Genomic DNA, 20,056 nt, shown 5'->3' with positions numbered 1-20,056 from the left:
GTTCACGACCGACCGACTGATGTGTCGGTTCGGCACCGGGGCGCTGGTCGTGGACGCAGCAACCACCGGCGGAACCGGTCGGCCGGCTGTTCGACGGCGATGCCCAGCCCGGCCCCCATCACCACCGCGACCACCAGGATCACCAGGCGCCCGAGGACCCCGTCGAGCCAGGGAGTCAGGAGTGCCAGCACGACGAGGTGCCACAGGTACAGGGAGTACGAGCCCCGGGCGCCGTACCAGGCGAGGGGGCGCAGGCGGAGGATGCGAGCCGGCAGGGTCTCGGCGGTACCCAGGCCAGCGATGCAACACGCTGCAGCGGCCCCGGAGAGCGGCAGAGCACCGATGATGAGGAGCGGATCGGACTTCCAGGTCGGCGGGAACGCCACCGCGATGCCGATCACGGCGACGAGCCCGATCCAGGTCGACGCCCGTGCTGTCCGGGCGCTCCACCGACCGCTGGTGCGCAGGCGGTCCAGCACGAGCGCTCCGAGGCACCCTGACGCGAGCGACGACATGCTGATCGGCGGGGCGTAGTAGAGCGGCGCGGGGCCGGCGTCGGTGCTCGTGACGAAGAAGGGCACGCACAGCGCGGGGCCCACGGCGATGAACAGCGCCAGGATCACGACGAGTGCACGCTTGCCCCGACGCCACCCGATGAGCACCGCGAACAGTGCCGGCCACAGCACGTAGAACTGTTCCTCCGCCGACAGGCTCCACAGGGGATCGAGGACGCCCTGCCTGATGCCGACGAACGCCCGCGCGATGTTCGTCGTCCAGGTGAGGGCCAGGGCTGCGGCCAGGCCGAGGTCGTCAACGGAGTGGTTGAAGCCGCGGACGACCGGCCACAGCAGGGACACCCCGATGACCAGCACGACCACCGGCGGGGCGATGCGCAGGAAGCGGTTCAGGACGAACCGGGGGAGGCGGACCCGACCGTGTCGCCGGACCTCGGCGAGGAGCAGGCTCGTGATCAGCGTGCCGGACAGGGCGTAGAAGACCGGCAGCGCCACCACTGCGCCGTGGAGGAACGGCGCCCCGAGGTGGTACGCCGTGATGAGCAGCGCGAGCAGGGCGCGCAGACCGTCGAGGGCGGGTATCCGTTGCGTGCGCGATGTCGCGAGAACCGGGATGTCCATCGCAGCAGTCTCGCTGCGCAGATGCACTCCTGGCTGGTTCTCCACATGTGGAATCCAATCGTATGACCATCGACTTCTGCGAATCTGACTGTTAACATGTCATATGTCATGACCAGAACCCGCCCGCTTCGCATCGCCGTGATCTCGCAGTACTACCCGCCGGAAGCGCATGGAGCACTGCCGGACTCACTGGCACAGGAACTCGCTCGGCGAGGGCACGACGTCCGGGTCGTCACCAGCTTCCCGAACCATCCGCACGGTCGTGTCTTCCCCGGGTGGCGGCAGCGCCTCCGGCACGTCGAGCAGGACCGCGGCGTCACGGTCCGCCGAGTGCCGATGCTCCCGGACCACTCGGGCAGCGCGGTGCGACGCATCGCGGCGTACGTGAGCTTCGGGCTGTCGGTGCTGACGGCCACGCGGTTCGTACAGGGCTCCGACGTGGTCTACGTGTACTGCGCCCAACCCACCGCTGCCATCGCGCCCATGCTCTGGCGCCGGGTGCTCGGGATCCCCTACGTCCTGCACGTGCAGGACATCTGGCCGGAGTCGGTCACCGGGTCCGGCATCCTCGATGCTGGGATGTCGACGCGGGTCTTCGAGGAGGTCCTCGTGCGGTGGCTCCGCCGTGTCCACCGCGGGGCACGTCGGGTCGTCGCCATCGCACCGGGAGCCGCCCGTCTGCTGACGGAGCGCGGCGCCGCCCCCGAGCGGACCTCGAGCTGTCTCAACTGGGGCACCTCCGGGCCGGCCGTCGAGGTCCCACGGACCCGTGACGAACCCGGGACTCACATCGTCTACGCGGGCACGATCGGCCCGAACCAGGGGCTCGACGTCGTCGTCCGGGCAGCGGCGCAGTGCCGTGACCTCGACGGGCTCATGGTCACGTTCGTCGGGGACGGGCTGGCGCTCCCCCGTCTCCGGGAGCTGGCCGACACCCTCGACGCTCGGAACGTCCGGTTCCTGCCGCCGGTCCAGCGCGAGGCGATGCGCGACGTGCACGCCGGCGCCGACTTCGAGATCGTCGCGCTCCGCGCGGTGCCGATGTCGTCCGTGACGATCCCGTCGAAGCTCCAGGACGCGATGGCACACGGGGTCCCGCTCATCGCCGCCGTCCCCGGCGACGCTGCGGACCTCGTGACGGATGCCGGTGCCGGTCTCGTCGTCGAGCCCGAGGACGCCGACGCGCTCGCGGACGCCTTCCGTACCGCCCACGCGACCAGTCCGGCAGAGCGACGGCGACTCAGCGGGAACGCCCGGGCGGCGGTCGAGCGGCACATGGCGCTCGGACCCGCGATCGACCACATGGAGAACACCCTTCGAGAGGCAGCAGCATGACCGACCCGATCCAGCCACCGACCGCTGTCCGTCCGACGACGACACCCTGGGACCCGTGGAAGCGCGCGTTCGACATCGCGACGGCACTCCTCCTGCTCGCCGTGGCCGGACCACTCATGCTCGTGGTCGCCGTCCTCATCCGGTGCAGTGACGGCGGGCCGGCCATCTACCGACAGATGCGACCCGGTGTCGGCGGACGCGGCTTCGAGATCCTGAAGTTCCGGTCGATGCGTCCGGACGACGAGCTCGAACGTCTCGGCGCCGATGCGGACCACATGCGGATCACCCGACTCGGACACCTCCTGCGGGCGACGAGCATCGACGAGTTGCCGAACCTGGTGAACGTCCTGCGTGGGGAGATGAGCATCGTCGGACCCCGACCGCACCTGATGTCCTACCTGGACCTCTACTCCGACCACCAGTCTCGGCGCCACGAGGTCCGCCCCGGGATCACCGGGCTGGCGCAGGTCCGCGGCCGGAACGCCCTCGACTGGCAGACGCGCCTCGACCTCGACGTCGAGTACGTGGACAACCGTTCGGCGCTCCTCGACGCCCGGATCCTCGTGGCCACCGTGGCGATGGTCCTGTCGCGCCGCGGCGTGTCGGCACGGGGGCACGCGACCATGCCGCTCTTCGAGGGGAACCACGTCGCCGCGGATGCCCCTGCGGTGCGGGAGACGGTCGGCGCGCACTGAGCAACGGGCCACGAACGACGACGCTCCGATGCCGTACGGCATCGGAGCGTTGTCGTTGTCGTTGTCGTTGTCGTTGTCGGACAGTCATGCCCGTCGGACGAGATCGAACACGTGCGGGGCCCGGTCGGCTGCCCGCCAGTCGTCGTAGGCGTCGGCCGCCGCGGACGCTCGTCGGTCGAGGTCCTCCTGACCGGAACGGGACCATGCGCCGATGGTCGCTGCCCAGTCGCCGTCGAGGACGACCGAACCGCCGCCGGCCCGGACCCGGTCACTCCAGGGCGTGGTGTCCGAGACCAGGACCGGCCGGCCGACCGAGAGCGCTTCAGCGATCGTGTGCCCGAAGTTCTCGCCGGCGGTCGCGGTCGCCATGGCGTGCGCCTGGGACAGCGCTTCCATCGCGTCCTCGTGCGAGAGCGACCCGCGGAACTCCACGGACGCGGTCGCCGGCAGGGCAGTGGCAGCCGCCCGGCACCGGCGTGCGTACGCGGCGTCGTCGTCGGGGCCGATGACGACCAGCCGGACAGGACGACCGATGTGGGCCAGGGCCTCGATGAGGAGGTGCGTGCGCTTCTTCGGGCTGATCCGGCCGAGGGTGACGAGCTCCAGCCGGGAGGAGCGCGGCGGGGGTGTCCGCCGTGCACGATCCGGCAGGGACGTCTCGTTCTCGCGGACGACGACCTCGGCGTCCGCGCCCACGACGACGCGGATGCGCGATGCCTCGATGGGTGTCGAGGCGTGCCAGGTGATCCCCGCGAGCAGGCCGGTCCGGCGGGCCACCGCGAGGAACAGCTGCTTCTTGCGGTGCTTGATCGCGAGCGCGCCGGCATCGAACTCCCCGCGCGGTGCGAGCAGCGTGCAGCCGGGCGCGACGAGACCGAGTCGGCGGAGGACCACTGGGAGCACGGCGAACCGCGCGTCGAACACGCTGTTCAGGTACAGGACGTCCGGGTCGGGGCGTCGGGCCGTCGCGCGCGCGAGCCGCACGGCCCCGACCAGACCCCGGGTGTCGACGTACTCGACCACCCGACGTGCCTCGCGGACCGGTCCGGAAGGCACCGGGAGCCTGCGTGTGGCACCGCGGTCCCTGTCGCGCGTGATGACCTCGACCCGGATGTCGTCCGGTGCCGTCCGGGTGAGTGCGTCGAGCGTCCTGATGGGACCACCGCCGTCGACGGCGGGTGCGAACCAGGGCGCGAGGACCCGTGCGGTCGTCATCGGGTGTGCTCCGCGACGACGGTGGCGAGCAGGGACCGCCAACTACGTCCCGCCTGGCTGAGCGAGAACGTCGACTCCACGTGGTGCCGACCAGCACGTCCACGAGCACGCGCCACGGTGGGGTGGTGCACGCTCGCCGTCATCGCTGCCGCGAGGTCGTCGACCAGGTCTGGGCCGAAGGGAACGACCTCTCCGGCGTCGGCGGGGACGGCGTACGACGCGCCCCTGGTGGCCGTCGTGACGATCGGGAGCCCCGAGGCCATCGCCTCGAGGAAGACGATCCCGAGACCTTCTTCGCGGGACGCGAGCACGAACACCGATGCCGCGCGGAGGAGGTCGGCGAGCTCGGCGTCGGACGGGGACTCGACGACGCGGACGTGGTCCTCGAGACCGAGCTCGGTGACCAGCTGCCGGTGCGCGGCCGGCAGCGTGTGCCGACCGGCCAGGACGAGGGGGTGCCGGAGACCGTACGACGTCCGCGCGGTGGCGAACGCCCGCAGGAGCGTGGGGACGTCCTTCCTCGGGTCGTTCAGCCGGCTGACCATGGTCACCGGACCGTCCGACGCCCACTGGGCGGCAGGCCGGAAGAGCTCGGTGTCGACGCCGGTCGGGAGCAGGTGGACCGGACGGTCGGTGAGCTCCCGGAGCCGCGCCGCCATCGAGTCGTTCAGTGTCACGACGGCGTCCGGCAGGCGCAGCGCGGCGCGGTCGAGTCGTGCGGTCGATGCCGTCGTGCGCCGGAGGAGCGCGCCACGGAGTCCGCGTGCGTCGACGAGACGCCCGGCACGTTCCTCCTCGACGAGGGTCGCGACCTTGAGCACCCACGGGACCTCGACGTCGCGCATGGCGGTGCCGATCGCGGGGGTGCCGGCGATCACGATGGCCGCGTCGCACTCGTTCACGAGGTCCGTGAGCACGCGGCGGGGGCGGTACCGGTTCGCCTCCCGCTCGGGCGTCCGCGTGCCGACGTCCCAGGTCTCCCGGACCGTGTCCGGTCGTCGTCGGGCGACCGGACCACGGACCAGGCTCGTCGGGCGGAGGACGGACGCGTGCTCCGGGGCGCCGTGGAACATCCGGGGGGAGACGACGCGGACGTGCCACCGGTCGGCCGCCGGGACCGTCGGACCGTCGAAGGTGTCCGCCACGAAGTCGGCCACGGCCGCCAGACCGCCGCCGCGTGCTTCGGGCGTCCGGTACTCGGGGACGACGAGGGCGAGGGTGCGCGCGGTCATGACGGTGATCCGATCGGGGTGGTGGGGCGTGGGGAGGAAGGAGAGCGGGGATGCGCGAGCGTGACCAGGCTGATCCACCAGATCATCGAGCTGGCGGCCGTCACGGCTGCTGCGCACGACACCACGGCGCCCACGCCGCTCGGGGCGGCGAGGACCACGAGCGGGATGCGGGCTCCGGCGGTGATGCACCGGAGGACGAGGATCCGCTGTCCGGCTCCGAGTGCGCGGTGCGCCGTCTCCGGCACGGCCGCGACCAGCTGGAAGAACAGCTCGATGGCGGTGACGACCAGGATCGGGCGGACGGTCGGCCACGTCGCGCCGAGGAGTCCGGCGCCGATCGGGTCGGGGACGACGGCGAGCAGGACGAGGAACGGGGTCGCGAGCCCGCAGAGCAGCGCTGCGTCGCGGGCCAACCCACGGAGGCCACGGTCGCCGTCCAGACGGTCGACGGCGCGGGGGATGAGCACCGAGCGCGCCGCGGTCAGCCCGACGGTCACCGGGCCCGCGAGGGTGCCGGCACCGCGGAGTGCTGCGGCCACCGGCAGGCCACCGATCGCGGTCGCGACCCAGGTCACGAGCTGGACCACGCCGCTGCCGATCATGGTGTCGCCGCCGAACGCGAGGCTGCGCGCGGTCGGCACCGGGGTCGCCGCCCACGACGGCCGGAGGTCGGACCCCGTCCTCCAGGCCGCGCCGTACCCGAGGACCGCGCCCGCGCCGGCCCAGATCGCGAACGCGGCGATGCTGTCCCAGACACCGCAGGCCGTGCCGCAGAACGCCCCCACGGTGACCGTGAGCCACGTGGCCTCGGTCACGACCGCGACCGTGATCGCTCCCCGGGCCACGAGGACGGCACGCGTGCACTCGCGCATCGTGAGGCCGTGGACCGCGAGGGCACCGACCAGCAGGTAGCCGGAGCCGAGGAGGAACGCCGCGGCGCCGAGCACGACGGCTCCGACCGCTCCGATTGCGGACGCTCGACCGAGCTTGCGCCGGGACTCCGGTGTGCTGGTCATCGCCACCAGCGGATCGGTGACGGCCGACCGTGCGAGCGCCGTCAGGAGCACGAGCGCTGCTGCGGCGACGCCGTACTCGCCCATCTCGTCGACGGAGGAGCCTCGCGCGACGGCCACGGCGATGAGCAGGCCGGATCCGCTCGAACAGAGGCTCACCACCAACGCCCATGCGCCACGCGACCGGACCGCACGGCCGATGACGGCACCGATGGTCATCGGTGGCCACCGATCAGCGCACGTCCGCGCACGCGCACCGACGGCGCGGGGCGGGGCTGCTCGGCCCTCGCCCAGAGGCGGAGCACGAGGAGCACCGGGATCGTGGAGACGAACGTCTGGAGCATGTTGACGACCACGTCCGGAGGGGTGCTGAACCACGAGAGCGGGCCGCCCAGCATGAGGGCGAACAGGATGATCGCGGCAGGGCGGCGCGCGAGGTGGTCCCACGGGCGCGTCGCCATGATGATCGATGCGGAGAGGGCGTAGAGGAGGACGACGGCGAGCGACCCCCAGAAGAACCACGCCGTCGCGACGGGCTGGAACGTGTACGAGGAGATCGACGACCCTCCGAGGAGCTCGTTGATGAGGTTCCCGGAGGAGATCGTCGGACGGTTCGGGTCGAGGAAGCGGGGGATGAACCCGTACCGGAGCGCCGACCAGGCATCGGGTTGCCCGAGGTCGTGCCCCGGGCCGTACTGCGCTGCCCGCGTGATCTGTTCGTCGAACCGCAGGCGGTCCGTCGCGCTGACGGAGTCGCTCACGGCGATGCCGTTCGCGCGGCGCAGCGCGTTCCGGATCTCGAAGACCGTCGGCCAGATCACGGCGCAGGCCGCGGCTCCGGCGAGGATCCAGGTGCGCGGCACGAGACGCGTGAAGATCGCGAGGGTTGCGAGGAGCACGAGGAAGACCGTGGCCCGCGCGGTGAGGTTGGTCATGTACGCCAGGACCGCCTGCGTCGCGATGAGCGCGACGAGCCATCGGATCGTCGCCCAGCGGCTCAGACCGCCCAGCGCGTTCGCCGCGATGAGCAGGGCGACGGCCACGTACGCCCACGAGACGAACGGGCTGAGCACCGTGAGCACGCCGCTCGGCACGGCCGAGTCGACCTGTGCCCGGAGTGTCCCACCACCGAGGAGCACCGAGCCGAGGTTCGCCACCATCGACACCACCGCGACGGTCCGGGCGACCGCGGCGACGCGATCGCCGTGCCACGACCGAGCCGGCCGCGACCGGGCGTGCGCCGAGGGGGCACGGTGTGCCCGTCGCTCACTCAGGGCGACCAGGGCGATCGCGGCCTCGACCATGAACGCACCGGCGACCGCGAGTGCGCCTGTCCGGATGACGAAGTCCGTGTCGGGGTTGTCGTTCCAGATCGCGAGCGGCAGGAACAGCAGCACGTACGGTGCCAGGACGATGGTCGTCGTGGGGAACCGGAGGACGAGGCGGAGCGCCAGCGACGGCGGCTGCACCGTCACGGCCGCCTCCGGATCCCCGCGTTCGCGTGGTGGGAGTGGGCGGTCCCGATGATGAAGGCGACCACGCGCCGGGCGGTGTCGGTGACCGCGTAGTCCGCCGGGCCTCCAGAGCGGGACGCGGTGTCGGCGACCGAGCGCGCGAAGGCGACCGCTTCGAGCACCGGGCCGGGCCGCACGCCGGCGGTGATCATCGAACCGGTGTCGAGGGCTTCGGGCCGCTCGATCCGGTCACGGAGCGTCACGGCCGGGAACCCGAGCATCACCGACTCCTCGCTGATGGTCCCGGAGTCGGACAGGACCACGAACGCCGAGCGCTGGAGCGCGTTGTAGTCGTGGAAGCCGAACGGTTCGTGGAAGCGCACGCGCGGGTAGGCCCGCTCGTCGAGGCCGTTCATGGACCGCCGGGTGCGGGGGTGGGTCGACACGAGCACCGGCAGGTCGTGGGCGTCCCCGACGGCCTGGACCGACGACAGCAGCGCGCGGAGGCGGTCGGGCTCGTCCACGTTCTCCTCTCGGTGTGCGCTGACCAGCACGTACCCGGACTCGGTGAGCCCGAGTCGGTCGAGGACGTTCGAGCCACGGATCGCGGCGTCGTGCGTGGAGAGGACCTCACGGAGCGGTGACCCGGTGAGCAGGATCCGCGAGGGGTGGATGCCCTCCGCGAGCAGGTTGCGACGGGCGTGCTCGGTGTAGACGAGGTTGTAGTCGGCCACGTGGTCGACCATCCGGCGGTTCGTCTCCTCCGGGATGTTCTCGTCGAAGGACCGGTTGCCGGCCTCCATGTGGAACACCGGGATCCGCATGCGCTTGGCGATGAGTGCCGCGATCGCGCTGTTGGTGTCACCGAGGACCAGCACGGCGTCCGGGCGTTCCGCGCGCAGGACCGCTTCGACCCGCATCAGGATCCCGCCGAGGACCGTGCCGAGTGAAGAAGTGTCGACGTCGAGGTGGTGGTCGGGTGCCCGCAGCGCGAGGTCGTCGAAGAACACCTGGTTGAGCTGACGGTCGTGGTTCTGCCCGGTGTGCACGAGGACGTGGTCGCACGTGGCGTCGAGGAGCTGGATGACGGCCGACAGCCGGATCACCTCGGGTCGGGTGCCGACGACGGTGAGGACCTTGGTCCGGCGGGCGGTGGATCGGGATGTGGTCGTCATGCTGGGTCCTGGTGGGTGTCGGGGGCTGCGGGGTCGAAGAGGTCGTTGGTCCAGAACACGGTGCGGAGCGGTTCGTCGCCCGTGTTCGTGATCGCGTGGCTCCACAGGGTCGGCATGTCGATGGCGACGGGGTGCTGGCCGTCGACGTCGAAGACCCGTCGGTCGTCGGTGAGCACGCGCCGGAGGGTGATCCGGCCTCGTCCACCGACGACGACGAACCGCTCGATCTTGCGGCGGTGGAAGTGGTCGCCCCGCGTCACACCCGGCAGCGTCGTCGAGAACCCGGTCTGCCCGGTGCTGCCGTGGGCACGCACCAGCTCGCTGAACGCACCGCGGTGGTCCCTGGACGTGCGGAGCTCGTGCACGGGCTGGACGTCGAAGCGTGCGGCTCGGTACGTGTTGAAGAGGTCGCGGTCGAACGGCGTCCGCAGCTCGGGGATCTCCCCTGCGTCGTACGGGTCCGCCAACTCGTCGAGTCGTGCGGCGAGGTCGGGGATGCTCATCGTCGTGCCACGGGCGGTCAGCTGCTCGGGGGTCGCGATGCCCGCGAGTGCTTCGGCGACGTCCTGCGCGTGCACGAAGACACGCACGTGGTCGGAGTCGACGGGCAGGGCAAGCCCCCGTGCCCGTCGGTGGCAGAACGTCGCGGTGACCGTGTTGTGGTCGGGAGCGCCGTGCTCCCCGAAGACGTTCTCGATCGGGATGTCGACCAGCTCGGCTCCCCAGCGCGAAGCCGCGTCGGCGAGGACCGCGGCAGCGCCGGCCTTGCCGCGGCCGTAGGGGGTGTCGCGGAGGGCCTGGACGGAGTTCGCGTGGACCACGACCGCCGGCGTCGCACCGGCGGCGTCGATCGCTGCGACGAACCGTCGTGCCAGCTCGATGTTCCCCTGGTGCAGATCATCGTCGGACCCGCGCGTGATGCCGGCGACGTGGACGGCACGGTCCACGGCTGTGGCTGCCAGACGGGCGTCGGGCTGCCGGAGGTCCACGTCGATCCATGGTTCGCGGAGGCTGTGGAGGAGCGCGCGGAGATGCCACCCGACCAGGCCGGCCCGGCCGCTGATCGCGATCACGCGGCCACCAGGGACCCGTGCTGACGCGAGCGCTCGAGCTCGGCGCGGAACTGGGGGAGGCTCATCAGCAGCGCTTCGACGCCGCACACGTCGAGTCGTTCCACCGTGTGCGAGTCGTACGCGAGGCGCTCGGTCTGCTGCGGGTCGCCCTCTTCCATGTACGCGGCGTAGTTCAGGTCGCGGATGTCCGCGGGGATCCGGAAGTAGTCGCCCATGTCCTCGGCTCGGGACAGCTCCTCGCGACTGGCGAGGGCCTCCGACAGCTTCTCGGCGTGCCGGGTGCCGATGACCCGGAACGGGTCGCCCTGGATGCCGAAGAGGTTCGCGATCGCCCGGGCGAGGTCGCCGATGGTGCAGGACGCGGCCTTCTTGACGAAGAGGTCGCCCTGGTTCGCGTGGACGAAGGCGTGCTCCACGAGGTCGACCGAGTCGTCGAGCGACATCATGAAGCGGGTCATCTCGGGGTTGGTGATCGTCAGCCGGTTGCCCTTGCGGATCTGGTCGACGAAGAGGGGGATGACCGACCCGCGCGAGTACATGACGTTGCCGTACCGCACGCAGGAGACGACGGTGCCCGCCTCCGGGTTGTTCAGGCCGTACGACAGCGCGACCTTCTCCATGAGCGCCTTGCTGATCCCCATCGCGTTGACCGGGTAGACGGCCTTGTCGGTGCTGAGGCACACGACCGACTTGACGTCGGCTGCGACCGCGGCCGCGACGACGTTCTGGCTGCCGAGGACGTTGGTGCGCACCGCCTCGAGCGGGAAGAACTCGCACGACGGGACCTGCTTGAGCGCGGCGGCGTGGAAGACGTGGTCGACGCCGCGCATCGCACGGCCGACGCTCTCCGGCTCGCGGACGTCGCCGAGGTAGAAACGCGCCCGCGGGTCACCGATCTCGTGGCGCATCTGATCCTGCTTCGCCTCGTCGCGACTGAGGATGCGGACCTCCCCGACGCCGCGGTCGAGCAGGCGCTTGGTCACGGTCTTGCCGAACGAGCCGGTCCCGCCGGTGACGAGGATGCGGGAGCCGATGAGGGAGTCGGTGCTGTAGGTCATGGTGTCGTCCTGTTCGAGTGGATGCGGTGCGGGTTCAGGGGGCCGGGCCGGACTGGAGGCTCGGTGCGGGTCGCGTGGGCGCGTCCCGGTGGGGGTGTGGTCAGTCGGCGATTCGCGGGCGCCGGACGACGGTGCTCGGCGCGGTCGTGGCGTCGGCCGTGCGCAGGTACTCGTAGCGGTCGCGCCGTCGGGACGGCTTGACCATGGAGACGGCGATACCGAGCGTGCGTGCCCCGACACGGTCGAGGACCTCGAGCGCGTCGCGGAGTTCGTGGGTGTGCGACTTGCCGGCCGCGGTCACGAGCAGGGCGCCCGCGGTCGCGCTGGCGAGGATCGCGGCATCGGTCACCGGCAGCAGGGGCGGGGTGTCGATGATCACGTAGTCGTGGTCACCGGAGAGGATCCGCAGCACTTCCGTCATGGCCGCCGACGCCAGCAGGTCGCCGGGGTTCGGCGGTGTCGGACCGGCGGGGAGGACCGCGCCGGTCGCACCCCAGGGCTGGAGGACGTCCTCGAGCTCGGCGCGGCCGGTGAGGACGTCGGTCAGGCCGGTCGCGTTCTCCATGTCGACGCGACCGGCGACCGCGGGACGGCGGAGGTCGCAGTCGACAACGGCCACGCGCGATCCGCCCTCGATGAGCGCCGCAGCGAGGTTCAGGGCAGTGGTCGTCTTGCCCTCGCTCGCGTTCGCCGAGGTCACCACGAAGACCTGCGGCGTGCCGGGGTGCTCGACGAACCGCAGGTTCGTGCGCAGCGAGCGGAAGGCCTCGGCCAGCTGCCCCTGCCGGTCGCCCTGGACGTACACCGGGGTGTGCTGGACGGACTTGTGCTTCGGGATCACACCGAGGATCGGGCGCTCCGTCACGGTCTCGACCTCGGCGCGACCACGGATCCTGGTGTCGAGGAGGTCGCGGAGCACCGCGATCAGCAGGCCGAGGGCGAGGCCGCCGCCGACGCCGAGCAGACCGCTCTTCAGCGTCTGCGGTGTGGCTGCGTGATCGGGAGCGATCGCCGGCTGCACGGTCCTGACGGAGACCGGGCTCACCGCGTTCCGGGTGCCGACTTCCAGGTCGTCGGTGACGAGCTCGGTGAAGCTGGTGCTGATGGCGTTCGCGAGCTCGGCTGCGCGTGCTGCCGAGGTGTCGCGGACCGTGACGTTGAGCAGGACCGTCTCGTTCGGCGAGTCGGCGCGTACTTCGTCGGCGAGGTCCTGCGCGGACATCTCCAGCCCGAGTGCGTCGATCGCGTGCTGGAGCACCCGTGGGGTGGTGACGATGTCGACGTAGGACCGGACGCGCTGCTCTGCTGCGTTGCCGCCCTGGACCAGGTCCGTGGCAGAGCCGTTCTCCGCTGCAGCGACGGTGATGTAGAGCCGCGCGGTGGCGTCGTACGTCGGGGTCGCGAGCGCGAGGTGCGCACCCGCGGCGGTCGCTCCGATGAGCACGCCGGCAGCGATGATCGGCCAGCGGCGGCGCAGTGAGTGCAGGAGGTCGGGGAGGTCCATGGCTGTCGCTTTCCTGTCTGAGTCGGTACCACAACACTAGCACGTGATATGCAAATATGACATGCGAAAGAAGAAGCCGCTCCAGCTGTTCCTGGAGCGGCTTCCTCGTGTGGATGTGTCGGCTACTGGACGGTGTTGCCCGTCCCCGTGTCGTTGACCTCGGGCTTGTCGCCCTCGACGTGGACCTTGTTGTTGCTGCCCATGAGGGTGACGTCGTCCGTGGACTCGACGGTGATGTCGTTGTTGCTGCCCTCGACCACGATCGACTTCGTGGCCCCGAGCGTGATCGTGCTGCCGGAGCTGACGACCGACACCGCGTCGCAGCCCTTCGGGAGTTCGTGCTTCGTGCCGTCGCCGCTGAGGACGGCCTGCTTGCCGTCACAGGCGTTCTCGTAGGGGGCCGGGGTCTGGCCGTCGGGGGCCGCGATGGACTTCGTCGCGGTGGGTTCCGGCTTCGGCGAGGTGCTCGAGCAGCCGGCGAGCAGTGTCGCGCTGACGCCGACGGCGATGACCGCGGCGATGGTTCGGGATCGCATGGGGTGCCCTTCTGAGCGGGTCGAGACAGAGGGAGGGGTGGCGGCGAGCGTGTTGCGGCTCGCCGCCACCGTGCCGGCGGTCCGGCGGATGGGCGCTAGGAGGCGGGGGTCATCGTGTGCGTGACGCGGTTGACCTTGCCGTCCTGTTCGGTCTGGGTGATCACGGTCGGGAAGACCTGGTTGCCCAGGTTCCGCTTGATCTCCCACTTGCCGGTGGCGTCGACCTTGGTGGTCATCTTGATCTCGGCGTACTTGTCGTCGCCGAAGGGGTAGAGCGTGACGGTCGTGCCTGCCGTGGCGGTGCCGGAGAAGGTCTGCTCGCCCGGGGTGAAGGTGTTGCCCGGGGTCTTCAGGACCAGGTTCGCCGGAGCGCCGACCCAGCCGTTCGCGGCGACCGTGACGTGCTCGATCTTGTTGACCTTGCCGTCGGTCGCCGGGTCCTGCTTCACCGCGAGCTCGCGGTAGACCGTGTCGGCGAGGCCTCGACGGATCTCCCACGCGCCGGTCGTGAGGTCGGCGGTGGTGGTGAGGTCGTAGGCGGCGTAGCGCGGGTCGAAGCCGAAGGGGTTCAGCGTGACCGTGGCGCCCGGGGTGGCCCGGCCCGTGAAGACCTGGTCGCCCGGGTTGAAGAAGTCACCGGCCTTGAAGTTGGTGAACTGCAGGTCGCCCGGCTCGCCGATCTCCTTGAACGGCTTGAGGTTGTAGTCGAGGATCTCGTTCACGACACCGCGCTGCGCGGTCTGCTTGAAGGAGATCAGCTTGTAGGGGGTGTCCGAGAGTCCGCGGGTGATCGTCCACTCGCCGAACTGGTCGGTCGTGGTGGTCAGGTTGTAGGCCGCGTACTTGTCCTCGAACCCGAAGGGGTTCAGGGTGACGGTGGTTCCCGCGGTCGCGTGACCGGTGAAGGTCTGCGGGCCGGGGACGAAGGTGCCGCCGCGGACGTGGGATGCGACGGTGAGGTCCTCGACCTTCACCGGGGACTCCGCCGTCAGGGAGTCGGAGGTGACCAGACCACCCTTCGACTTCGCGGTCGCGGTGAGCTGGATCGCACCGGACCCGAGACCCTCGAGCGTGCGGGCGAAGGTGCCGTCCTCGTTCGTGACCTCGAAGGTGTCAATGGTCTTGCCGCCGGTCGTGATCGACACCTGCGCGCCCTCCGACGAGGTGCCGGTGACGTCCATCGAGCCGTTGGCGAACGTCCCGGCGTCGTGCAAGGACACCGCTGCGCCGAAGTCGGCCTCCGCGGTGGCGGTCTGCGTCCCCTCGATGCCGGTCTGCTCGATCGTCAGGGTGTGCTTGCCGGGGCCGATCGGGTCGATCGGCAGGGACCAGTTGCCGGTCCCCGTGGTGCCGGAGACCGTCGTGGTGCCGAGGGTCTTGCCGTGCTCGTCCTTCACCGTGATCGTGGCGCCGGCAGCACCGGTACCCGACACGGTGGCCTTCGCGGAGAGGTCGTCCTCGTCGAACGACACCGTCGCGGTCGGGGCGGTCACGTCCGACTTGCCCGGGTTGATCGTCACCTCGGCGGTGGTGACGTTGTTGCCCTTCGAGAGCGCGCTCACCACCAGGTCGTACTCGCGGTCCTCCAGGCCGTTCAGCGTGATCCGGTACCCGTTCGTCGCGGTCATCTGCCCCAGGACGACCTTCGGCTTGTCGCGCTCGTAGACCTGCACGATCGATCCGGCCTGGGCCTTGCCCGAGACGACGAGCCGGCTGCCGGGGTCGAGTTCGGAGCCGTCCGCGGGGCTGGCGATGGAGACACCCTCGCCGTACCCGATCGTGACGGCCTGCTCGGTGGCCTGCTCCTTGCGGATCTCCTGCGTCACGCGGAGGTCCCAGTCGCCGGCGCGATTAGGCGCGTCGACCTCCATCCGGAACGAGCCGTCGTCCTTGCTCATGCCCGAGGCGACCTTCCGGTCACCGTCCCACGCGTTGACCGTGGTGTCGCGGGTCGCAGTGCCGACGAGCTCGGCGTCCATCGCGACGTTCGTGGTCGACAACTGCGCGTCCACCGTGAGCGGGGTGACGGGCAGGTCGACCTCGATGTCGTTCTCGGCGACGGTCTCTGCGCCGTTGTAGGCGGTGAGGTGCACCGTCGTCTTGCCGAGCGCGAGGTCGGTCAGCTGATGCGTCCACTTGCCGTCAGCCGCGTCGGCCGTGAAGACGCGGTCGCGCTTGTTCTTGTCGGTGTAGGAGATGTCGACGCTGGTCGTTTCGCTCGTTGCGACGCCGTCGAGCCGCGCTGTCCCGGCCTCGACGTTGACGTCCTGCACGTCGGCGGTCAGGCCTTCAAGGGTTGTCGGCATCCCGACGAACGTGTTGTCTTCAGGAGCAGAGCTCTCGTTCGAGAAGAACGTACCCCTCCTTGTCCAGTTGAGGTCGGACGTCACATAGACTCCGTACGAGACTCCTTGTCGTGCCCGGATCGTGCCCTTTTCTGCAGTGAAGTCGAACCACGGGTTGGTGCTGCACCGGTTGAGCGACGTCACGGGCGTTCCGTCGATGATCCCGACAAGGAGGCACTTCGGACCTGCTTCTGGAGAAGTGGTACGAAGCTGCCAGTAGTCCCGACCGTCCACTGTCTTGCTGAAGTGCGCCGTGAGGACGGCTGCGTTCTGCTTGGCTTCTTCGAGCGTGTCGGCCGACCTGTTGCCCCTGACCTCATCGGCGGGAGTCGCGTCGGCCAGGTAGCTGTAGCCGCTGTCGGTCTTCGCGATGAGCTGGAGTGTTGCCCCCTTATCGCCGACCTCGTACTGATGCGCCGACGACGCCTGCGTCTCGGTCGCGGCGCCGGCCGGCATGACGCCGAAACTCAACCCGCTCATGACGGTCGCCGCGGCCAGGACGCCAGCGCCCAGCTTCGCGACGGTGTTCTTCTTGGACATCCGTGTGTGTCTCTCTGTTCGTGATGGGACGTCCCGGGCTGCGCGAGAACGCGGTCCGGGAGCGGAACGAGCCGCGGCAATGCGGCGAGCAACAAATATACCACATACGAATACGGCATGACGCAGATGTGCCGCCGACGGCCCGCTGGGAGCTCCCGGAGCGCTCGCTGAGGACCGAGGAGTTGGATGGACACCATGACTACCGTTCCGAACATCACGCTCAACGACGGCCGCACGATCCCCCAGCTCGGCTTCGGCGTCTTCCAGATCGACCCCTCGGAGACGAAGGCCGCCACCCTGACCGCGCTCGAGGTCGGCTACCGCCACATCGACACCGCCGAGATGTACGGCAACGAGAAAGAGGTCGGCGAGGCGATCGCCGAGTCCGGCATCCCGCGTGAGGAGATCTTCGTCACCTCGAAGCTCAACAACGGCTTCCACGCCCCGGAGGCGGCTGCCGAGAACGGCAAGAAGTCGGCCGACCTGCTCGGTGGCTACACCGACCTGTTCCTCATCCACTGGCCGCTGCCGACCGTCAGCGACTTCGTCCCGACCTGGAAGGCGCTCGAGGAGCTCTACCACGCCGGCACCAGCCGCAGCATCGGTGTGAGCAACTTCCAGGCGCACCACCTCAACCGCCTCGCTGCGGAGACGACCGTCACCCCGGCCGTCAACCAGATCGAGGTGCACCCGTACCTCGCGCAGGAGGAGCTCCGCGCCTACGGCCGCGAGCACGGCATCGTGACCGAGGCCTGGTCCCCGATCGCGCAGGGTCTGGTCCTCGACGACGAGACGATCGTCCGCATCGCCGGCGCCACGGGCAAGACCCCGGCGCAGGTCGTCCTCCGCTGGCACATCCAGCGCGGTGACGTCGTCTTCCCGAAGTCGGTCACCCGCTCGCGCGTCGAGGAGAACTTCGCGATCTTCGACTTCGAGCTCTCCGACGAGGACATGACGGACATCACGACCCTCGACAAGGGCCACCGCACCGGCCCGGACCCCGACACGTTCGACTACGTCCCGGCGTAGTCCGATCCGTCACGACGACGCCCCCGCACCGATCCGGTGCGGGGGCGTCGTCGTCGTGGTGGTGCGGTGCTCAGCCGCGAGCGACCGAGGCGGTCACCGTGAACTTCGCGGTGCGCACGACCTGTCGGGTCGGCCCCACCAGGCGCTCGAGCACCGGCCGGTAGCGCAGGTGCGAGTTCCAGACGCACCACAGTTCCCCGCCGGCCTGGAGGATCGTGGCCGCGTTCCGGAACATCGCCTCGGCCGCGTCGGTGCTCACCGTCGTGCCCTCGTGGAACGGCGGGTTGCAGAGCGCGAGCTGGGCGCTGCCGGAGTCGATCTCGTCGCCGGCGTCACTGCGGAGGACCCGGACCCGATCGGCGACGCTGTTCACCTCGGCGGTCGCGGTGGTCGAGGCGACCGCGGTCGAGGTGACGTCGGTCGCGATGACCCGGATCGCCGGTCGTCGACGGGCGAGCTCGACGGCGATGACGCCGTTGCCGCTGCCGAGGTCGACCGCGGTCCGGGCGGTGGGCACCGCGTCGTCCATCGCCTCGAGCAGCACCCGCGTGCCGAGGTCGAGCGAGGCGCCGGCGAACACCCCACCGTGCGCGACGATGGTCATGCCGAGCTCGTCGAGGTGCACCCGTCGGGGCCACGGCGCGGTGACGGCAGCGCGGGCAGCGGCGGCGGCGAGGGGGTCCTGCGCGACGAGCAGTCGGCTCTTGCCCCGGCCGCGGGATGCCGTGACGTCGCCGAAGTACCGGCGCAGGACATCGTTCTGGGACAGCGTCATGTGCTTGTTCACGCCACCGCAGAGGAGTACCACGTCGGGGGCGGCCCAGCGTGCGACGGCCCGTGCGATCTCGTCGAGCCGGTCGTGCGACTTCGGCAGGCGGAGCAGCACGAGCCGGACGTCCCGGAAGGCGTCCTCGAGGGACCGGGCATGCGTGAACCCGCGGCGTCCGAAGGTCCCGGCGGCGGCGCCGAGGGCGCGTTCGCTCGTCAGGGAGTCCTGCACGACGCGGACGCCGTCGGCACCGTGCAACGCCAGGAGCCCGAGCGTCAGCACGCCGTACCGGTCGTCGACGACCGCGACCTCGCCGGGCTGGCGGAGGGCGTCGCTGTGCACGTGGGGTGCCTCGTCGAGCAGGAACCGGTCCGTGCCGTCGATGGTCATCAGGTCCGGACCGCGGTCGGCGGGGGAGCGGCGGAAGTGGTCCGCGAAGTCGAATGACGGCACCTGCTGAGGGTAGCCGGGCGGGCTGGGCCGGAGGCGCACGGCCATCCGCAGTGGTATGTCACACGCGACAGGCCGCGACACGGACCCTACGCTCGGAGGACGTCCGGATCGTCCGGACCCCAGCGGAGCAGCGAGAGGGGCCGATGTTCGCTCAGCCTTCCGAGACCAGGCCACTGCTGCGCGACATCGCGCGCGACCGACTCCGCAGCGAGATCATGCGCGGGTCCCTCTGCCCGGGTGAGCGGTTGGACGACCAGGAGCTGGCCGCTCGTCTCGGGTGCTCGCGCACGCCGGTGCGCGAAGCCCTGGCGGACCTGGCGCACCTGGGGCTCGTCGAACTCCGCGCGAACCGGTACACGCGGGTCGCGGTCCCGGCGCGGGAGGACGTCGTCCCGGCCCTGCAGGCACTCGGACTGTTGTTCGGTGGCGTCGTGCGGGTGACGGTGCCGCGACTCGGCGACCGGAGTCGGAGCGCGGTCTTCCGGCGGCTGGGGCTCCTGCTCGACTGTCTCGAAGCGCCGTCCTGGCAACCCTCGGCCGACGCGGCGACGCCGATCTACCGCACGTTCATCGAGGAGTGCCGGAACCCGATGTTGACCGCGGCGCTGCGGGGCGCCCTCGACGGGCTGACGTTCCGGCTGCGGCACCGCGAGCTCGAGGCCGCCCTGCCGTGGCAGGACATCCGGACGGGCATCGTCGCCCTGCGGGTCGCGGTCGACCTGCGCGACGGCCGTCTGGCGGAGCGGGCGACGTGGTCCGCGCACCTGCTCCCGGACCCCGACCACGCGGGACCGGAGGACGTCGGACCCGCGCATGTGTGAGCGGTGTGTCCGGGACGTGCTCGCGCACCTCCGACGGCAGGCACGGCGTCACCGGGCCGCGGCGTCCGGGGCGCCGGCGACCGCTGGCGACGACCGGCTCCGACCACCGCCCACCTGCAGCGCCGCTGGCGGGGACTTCGACGCCCTGTTCGACGACTCGGCCCCCTGAGCCGGCGATGTGTGCGGCGGGCGGCGTCAGCGCTGCGGGCGGTAGAGCACGACCGCGTTGTTGCGCTGCGGTCGTGCGCCCGCGCGGAGGGAGACGGCGGCACCGGTCGCGGTCGCCGCGAAGACCCGGGCGCCCGGCCGGCTGATGAGCTGGTCGGCGAGGGCGCGCTCCAGGTCCCGGACACGAGCGCGCAGCAGCGTGTTCTCGTTCTCGAGGTCGAGCACGCGGCGGATGCCCTCGAGGGACACGCCCTCGGAGCCGAGGCGGGCGATCTCCCGCAACTGCGTGATGTCCCGCATCGAGTACCGGCGGGAGCCGCCGCGGGTCCGACCGGGGACGACGAGCCCGAGGCGGTCGTACTGCCGGAGCGTCTGCGGGTGCATCTCCGCCAGCTCTGCGGCGACCGCGATCGCGAAGACGGGGGAGTGCTCGTCCAGATCGGCCATCGGGCGCTCCTTCCGTCGGGTGTGGCGTGGGATGGGGGCGACCGGGAGGCGCGGTGCC

General features: G+C 70.8%; 17 protein-coding genes. 4 read left to right on the top strand and 13 right to left on the bottom strand.

Annotation, left to right across the window (positions count from 1 at the left end; translation table 11 throughout):
• Positions 1-2 precede the first annotated feature (2 nt).
• Positions 3-1,136, bottom strand: a complete 1,134-nt coding sequence (locus E9228_RS07885) for an acyltransferase family protein (RefSeq protein WP_166780003.1) — start codon at positions 1,134-1,136, stop codon at positions 3-5.
• Positions 1,137-1,244: 108 nt separating this feature from the next.
• Here E9228_RS07885 and E9228_RS07880 point away from each other — a divergent pair, with 108 nt between their 5' ends.
• A complete protein-coding gene (locus E9228_RS07880) occupies positions 1,245-2,471 on the top strand; it encodes a glycosyltransferase family 4 protein (protein WP_166780002.1) in 1,227 nt (408 codons plus the stop codon).
• Positions 2,468-3,166, top strand: a complete 699-nt coding sequence (locus E9228_RS07875; protein WP_166780001.1) for a sugar transferase — start codon at positions 2,468-2,470, stop codon at positions 3,164-3,166. The genes E9228_RS07880 and E9228_RS07875 overlap by 4 nt, the downstream gene beginning before the upstream one ends.
• 84 nt (positions 3,167-3,250) lie before the next feature.
• Here E9228_RS07875 and E9228_RS07870 read toward each other — a convergent pair whose 3' ends face one another.
• From E9228_RS07870 to E9228_RS07825, 10 genes are all read right to left on the bottom strand, one after another.
• A complete protein-coding gene (locus E9228_RS07870; RefSeq protein ID WP_166780000.1) occupies positions 3,251-4,381 on the bottom strand; it encodes a glycosyltransferase family 4 protein in 1,131 nt (376 codons plus the stop codon).
• Entirely contained in the window at positions 4,378-5,613 is a 1,236-nt protein-coding gene (locus E9228_RS07865; RefSeq protein WP_166779999.1) for a glycosyltransferase family 4 protein, read from the bottom strand. The genes E9228_RS07870 and E9228_RS07865 overlap by 4 nt, the downstream gene beginning before the upstream one ends.
• Positions 5,610-6,845: an MATE family efflux transporter gene (locus tag E9228_RS07860; protein ID WP_166779998.1), complete on the bottom strand. Its 1,236-nt coding sequence runs from the start codon at positions 6,843-6,845 to the stop codon at positions 5,610-5,612. The genes E9228_RS07865 and E9228_RS07860 overlap by 4 nt, the downstream gene beginning before the upstream one ends.
• A complete protein-coding gene (locus E9228_RS07855) occupies positions 6,842-8,101 on the bottom strand; it encodes a hypothetical protein (RefSeq protein ID WP_166779997.1) in 1,260 nt (419 codons plus the stop codon). The genes E9228_RS07860 and E9228_RS07855 overlap by 4 nt, the downstream gene beginning before the upstream one ends.
• Positions 8,098-9,255 (bottom strand): non-hydrolyzing UDP-N-acetylglucosamine 2-epimerase, encoded by a 1,158-nt coding sequence (wecB, locus tag E9228_RS07850; RefSeq protein ID WP_166779996.1) that lies wholly within the window; start codon positions 9,253-9,255, stop codon positions 8,098-8,100. Before wecB ends, E9228_RS07855 begins: the two co-directional genes overlap by 4 nt.
• Positions 9,252-10,328: an SDR family oxidoreductase gene (locus E9228_RS07845; protein ID WP_166779995.1), complete on the bottom strand. Its 1,077-nt coding sequence runs from the start codon at positions 10,326-10,328 to the stop codon at positions 9,252-9,254. Before E9228_RS07845 ends, wecB begins: the two co-directional genes overlap by 4 nt.
• A complete protein-coding gene (locus tag E9228_RS07840) occupies positions 10,325-11,386 on the bottom strand; it encodes a polysaccharide biosynthesis protein (RefSeq protein WP_166779994.1) in 1,062 nt (353 codons plus the stop codon). Before E9228_RS07840 ends, E9228_RS07845 begins: the two co-directional genes overlap by 4 nt.
• Positions 11,387-11,486: 100 nt before the next feature.
• Entirely contained in the window at positions 11,487-12,890 is a 1,404-nt protein-coding gene (locus E9228_RS07835; protein ID WP_166779993.1) for a tyrosine-protein kinase domain-containing protein, read from the bottom strand.
• Positions 12,891-13,012: 122 nt separating this feature from the next.
• Complete coding sequence (locus tag E9228_RS07830; protein ID WP_166779992.1) at positions 13,013-13,426, bottom strand: DUF3060 domain-containing protein; 414 nt, start codon at positions 13,424-13,426, stop codon at positions 13,013-13,015.
• A gap of 95 nt (positions 13,427-13,521) precedes the next feature.
• Positions 13,522-16,311, bottom strand: a complete 2,790-nt coding sequence (locus tag E9228_RS07825; RefSeq protein WP_166779991.1) for an Ig-like domain-containing protein — start codon at positions 16,309-16,311, stop codon at positions 13,522-13,524.
• Between the two features lie 195 nt (positions 16,312-16,506).
• On the opposite strand from E9228_RS07825, the gene E9228_RS07820 reads away from it, so the two are divergent.
• Positions 16,507-17,340, top strand: a complete 834-nt coding sequence (locus tag E9228_RS07820) for an aldo/keto reductase (protein ID WP_166780168.1) — start codon at positions 16,507-16,509, stop codon at positions 17,338-17,340.
• Positions 17,341-17,410: 70 nt separating this feature from the next.
• Here E9228_RS07820 and E9228_RS07815 read toward each other — a convergent pair whose 3' ends face one another.
• Positions 17,411-18,562: a class I SAM-dependent methyltransferase gene (locus E9228_RS07815; RefSeq protein WP_341849830.1), complete on the bottom strand. Its 1,152-nt coding sequence runs from the start codon at positions 18,560-18,562 to the stop codon at positions 17,411-17,413.
• A 143-nt stretch (positions 18,563-18,705) separates the two neighbouring features.
• Between E9228_RS07815 and E9228_RS07810 the strand changes: the two genes are divergently transcribed.
• The gene (locus E9228_RS07810; protein WP_166779989.1) at positions 18,706-19,383 is read left to right on the top strand and encodes a GntR family transcriptional regulator; all 678 of its coding nucleotides are present in this window, start codon (positions 18,706-18,708) and stop codon (positions 19,381-19,383) included.
• Between the two features lie 195 nt (positions 19,384-19,578).
• Here the strand turns inward: E9228_RS07810 and E9228_RS07805 are convergent, their stop codons facing one another.
• Positions 19,579-19,998, bottom strand: a complete 420-nt coding sequence (locus E9228_RS07805) for a heat shock protein transcriptional repressor HspR (protein ID WP_208385622.1) — start codon at positions 19,996-19,998, stop codon at positions 19,579-19,581.
• Positions 19,999-20,056 lie beyond the last annotated feature (58 nt).

Source organism: Curtobacterium salicis, assembly GCF_011759505.1.
GTDB lineage: Bacteria > Actinomycetota > Actinomycetes > Actinomycetales > Microbacteriaceae > Curtobacterium > Curtobacterium salicis.
The sequence above is the reverse complement of the archived record's forward strand: the minus strand, read 5'-3'. Positions and strand labels throughout refer to the sequence as shown.

Bases quoted from the DNA above. Each gene is read 5' to 3' on its own strand.
- E9228_RS07875 (WP_166780001.1), top strand. From the start codon at position 2,468: ATGACCGACCCGATCCAGCCACCGACCGCTGTCCGTCCGACGACGACA.
- E9228_RS07870 (WP_166780000.1), bottom strand. From the start codon at position 4,381: ATGACGACCGCACGGGTCCTCGCGCCCTGGTTCGCACCCGCCGTCGAC.
- E9228_RS07835 (WP_166779993.1), bottom strand. From the start codon at position 12,890: ATGGACCTCCCCGACCTCCTGCACTCACTGCGCCGCCGCTGGCCGATC.
- E9228_RS07885 (WP_166780003.1), bottom strand. From the start codon at position 1,136: ATGGACATCCCGGTTCTCGCGACATCGCGCACGCAACGGATACCCGCC.
- E9228_RS07805 (WP_208385622.1), bottom strand. From the start codon at position 19,998: ATGGCCGATCTGGACGAGCACTCCCCCGTCTTCGCGATCGCGGTCGCC.
- E9228_RS07880 (WP_166780002.1), top strand. From the start codon at position 1,245: ATGACCAGAACCCGCCCGCTTCGCATCGCCGTGATCTCGCAGTACTAC.
- wecB (WP_166779996.1), bottom strand. From the start codon at position 9,255: ATGACGACCACATCCCGATCCACCGCCCGCCGGACCAAGGTCCTCACC.
- E9228_RS07820 (WP_166780168.1), top strand. From the start codon at position 16,507: ATGACTACCGTTCCGAACATCACGCTCAACGACGGCCGCACGATCCCC.
- E9228_RS07865 (WP_166779999.1), bottom strand. From the start codon at position 5,613: ATGACCGCGCGCACCCTCGCCCTCGTCGTCCCCGAGTACCGGACGCCC.
- E9228_RS07810 (WP_166779989.1), top strand. From the start codon at position 18,706: ATGTTCGCTCAGCCTTCCGAGACCAGGCCACTGCTGCGCGACATCGCG.
- E9228_RS07840 (WP_166779994.1), bottom strand. From the start codon at position 11,386: ATGACCTACAGCACCGACTCCCTCATCGGCTCCCGCATCCTCGTCACC.
- E9228_RS07860 (WP_166779998.1), bottom strand. From the start codon at position 6,845: ATGACCATCGGTGCCGTCATCGGCCGTGCGGTCCGGTCGCGTGGCGCA.
- E9228_RS07825 (WP_166779991.1), bottom strand. From the start codon at position 16,311: ATGTCCAAGAAGAACACCGTCGCGAAGCTGGGCGCTGGCGTCCTGGCC.
- E9228_RS07830 (WP_166779992.1), bottom strand. From the start codon at position 13,426: ATGCGATCCCGAACCATCGCCGCGGTCATCGCCGTCGGCGTCAGCGCG.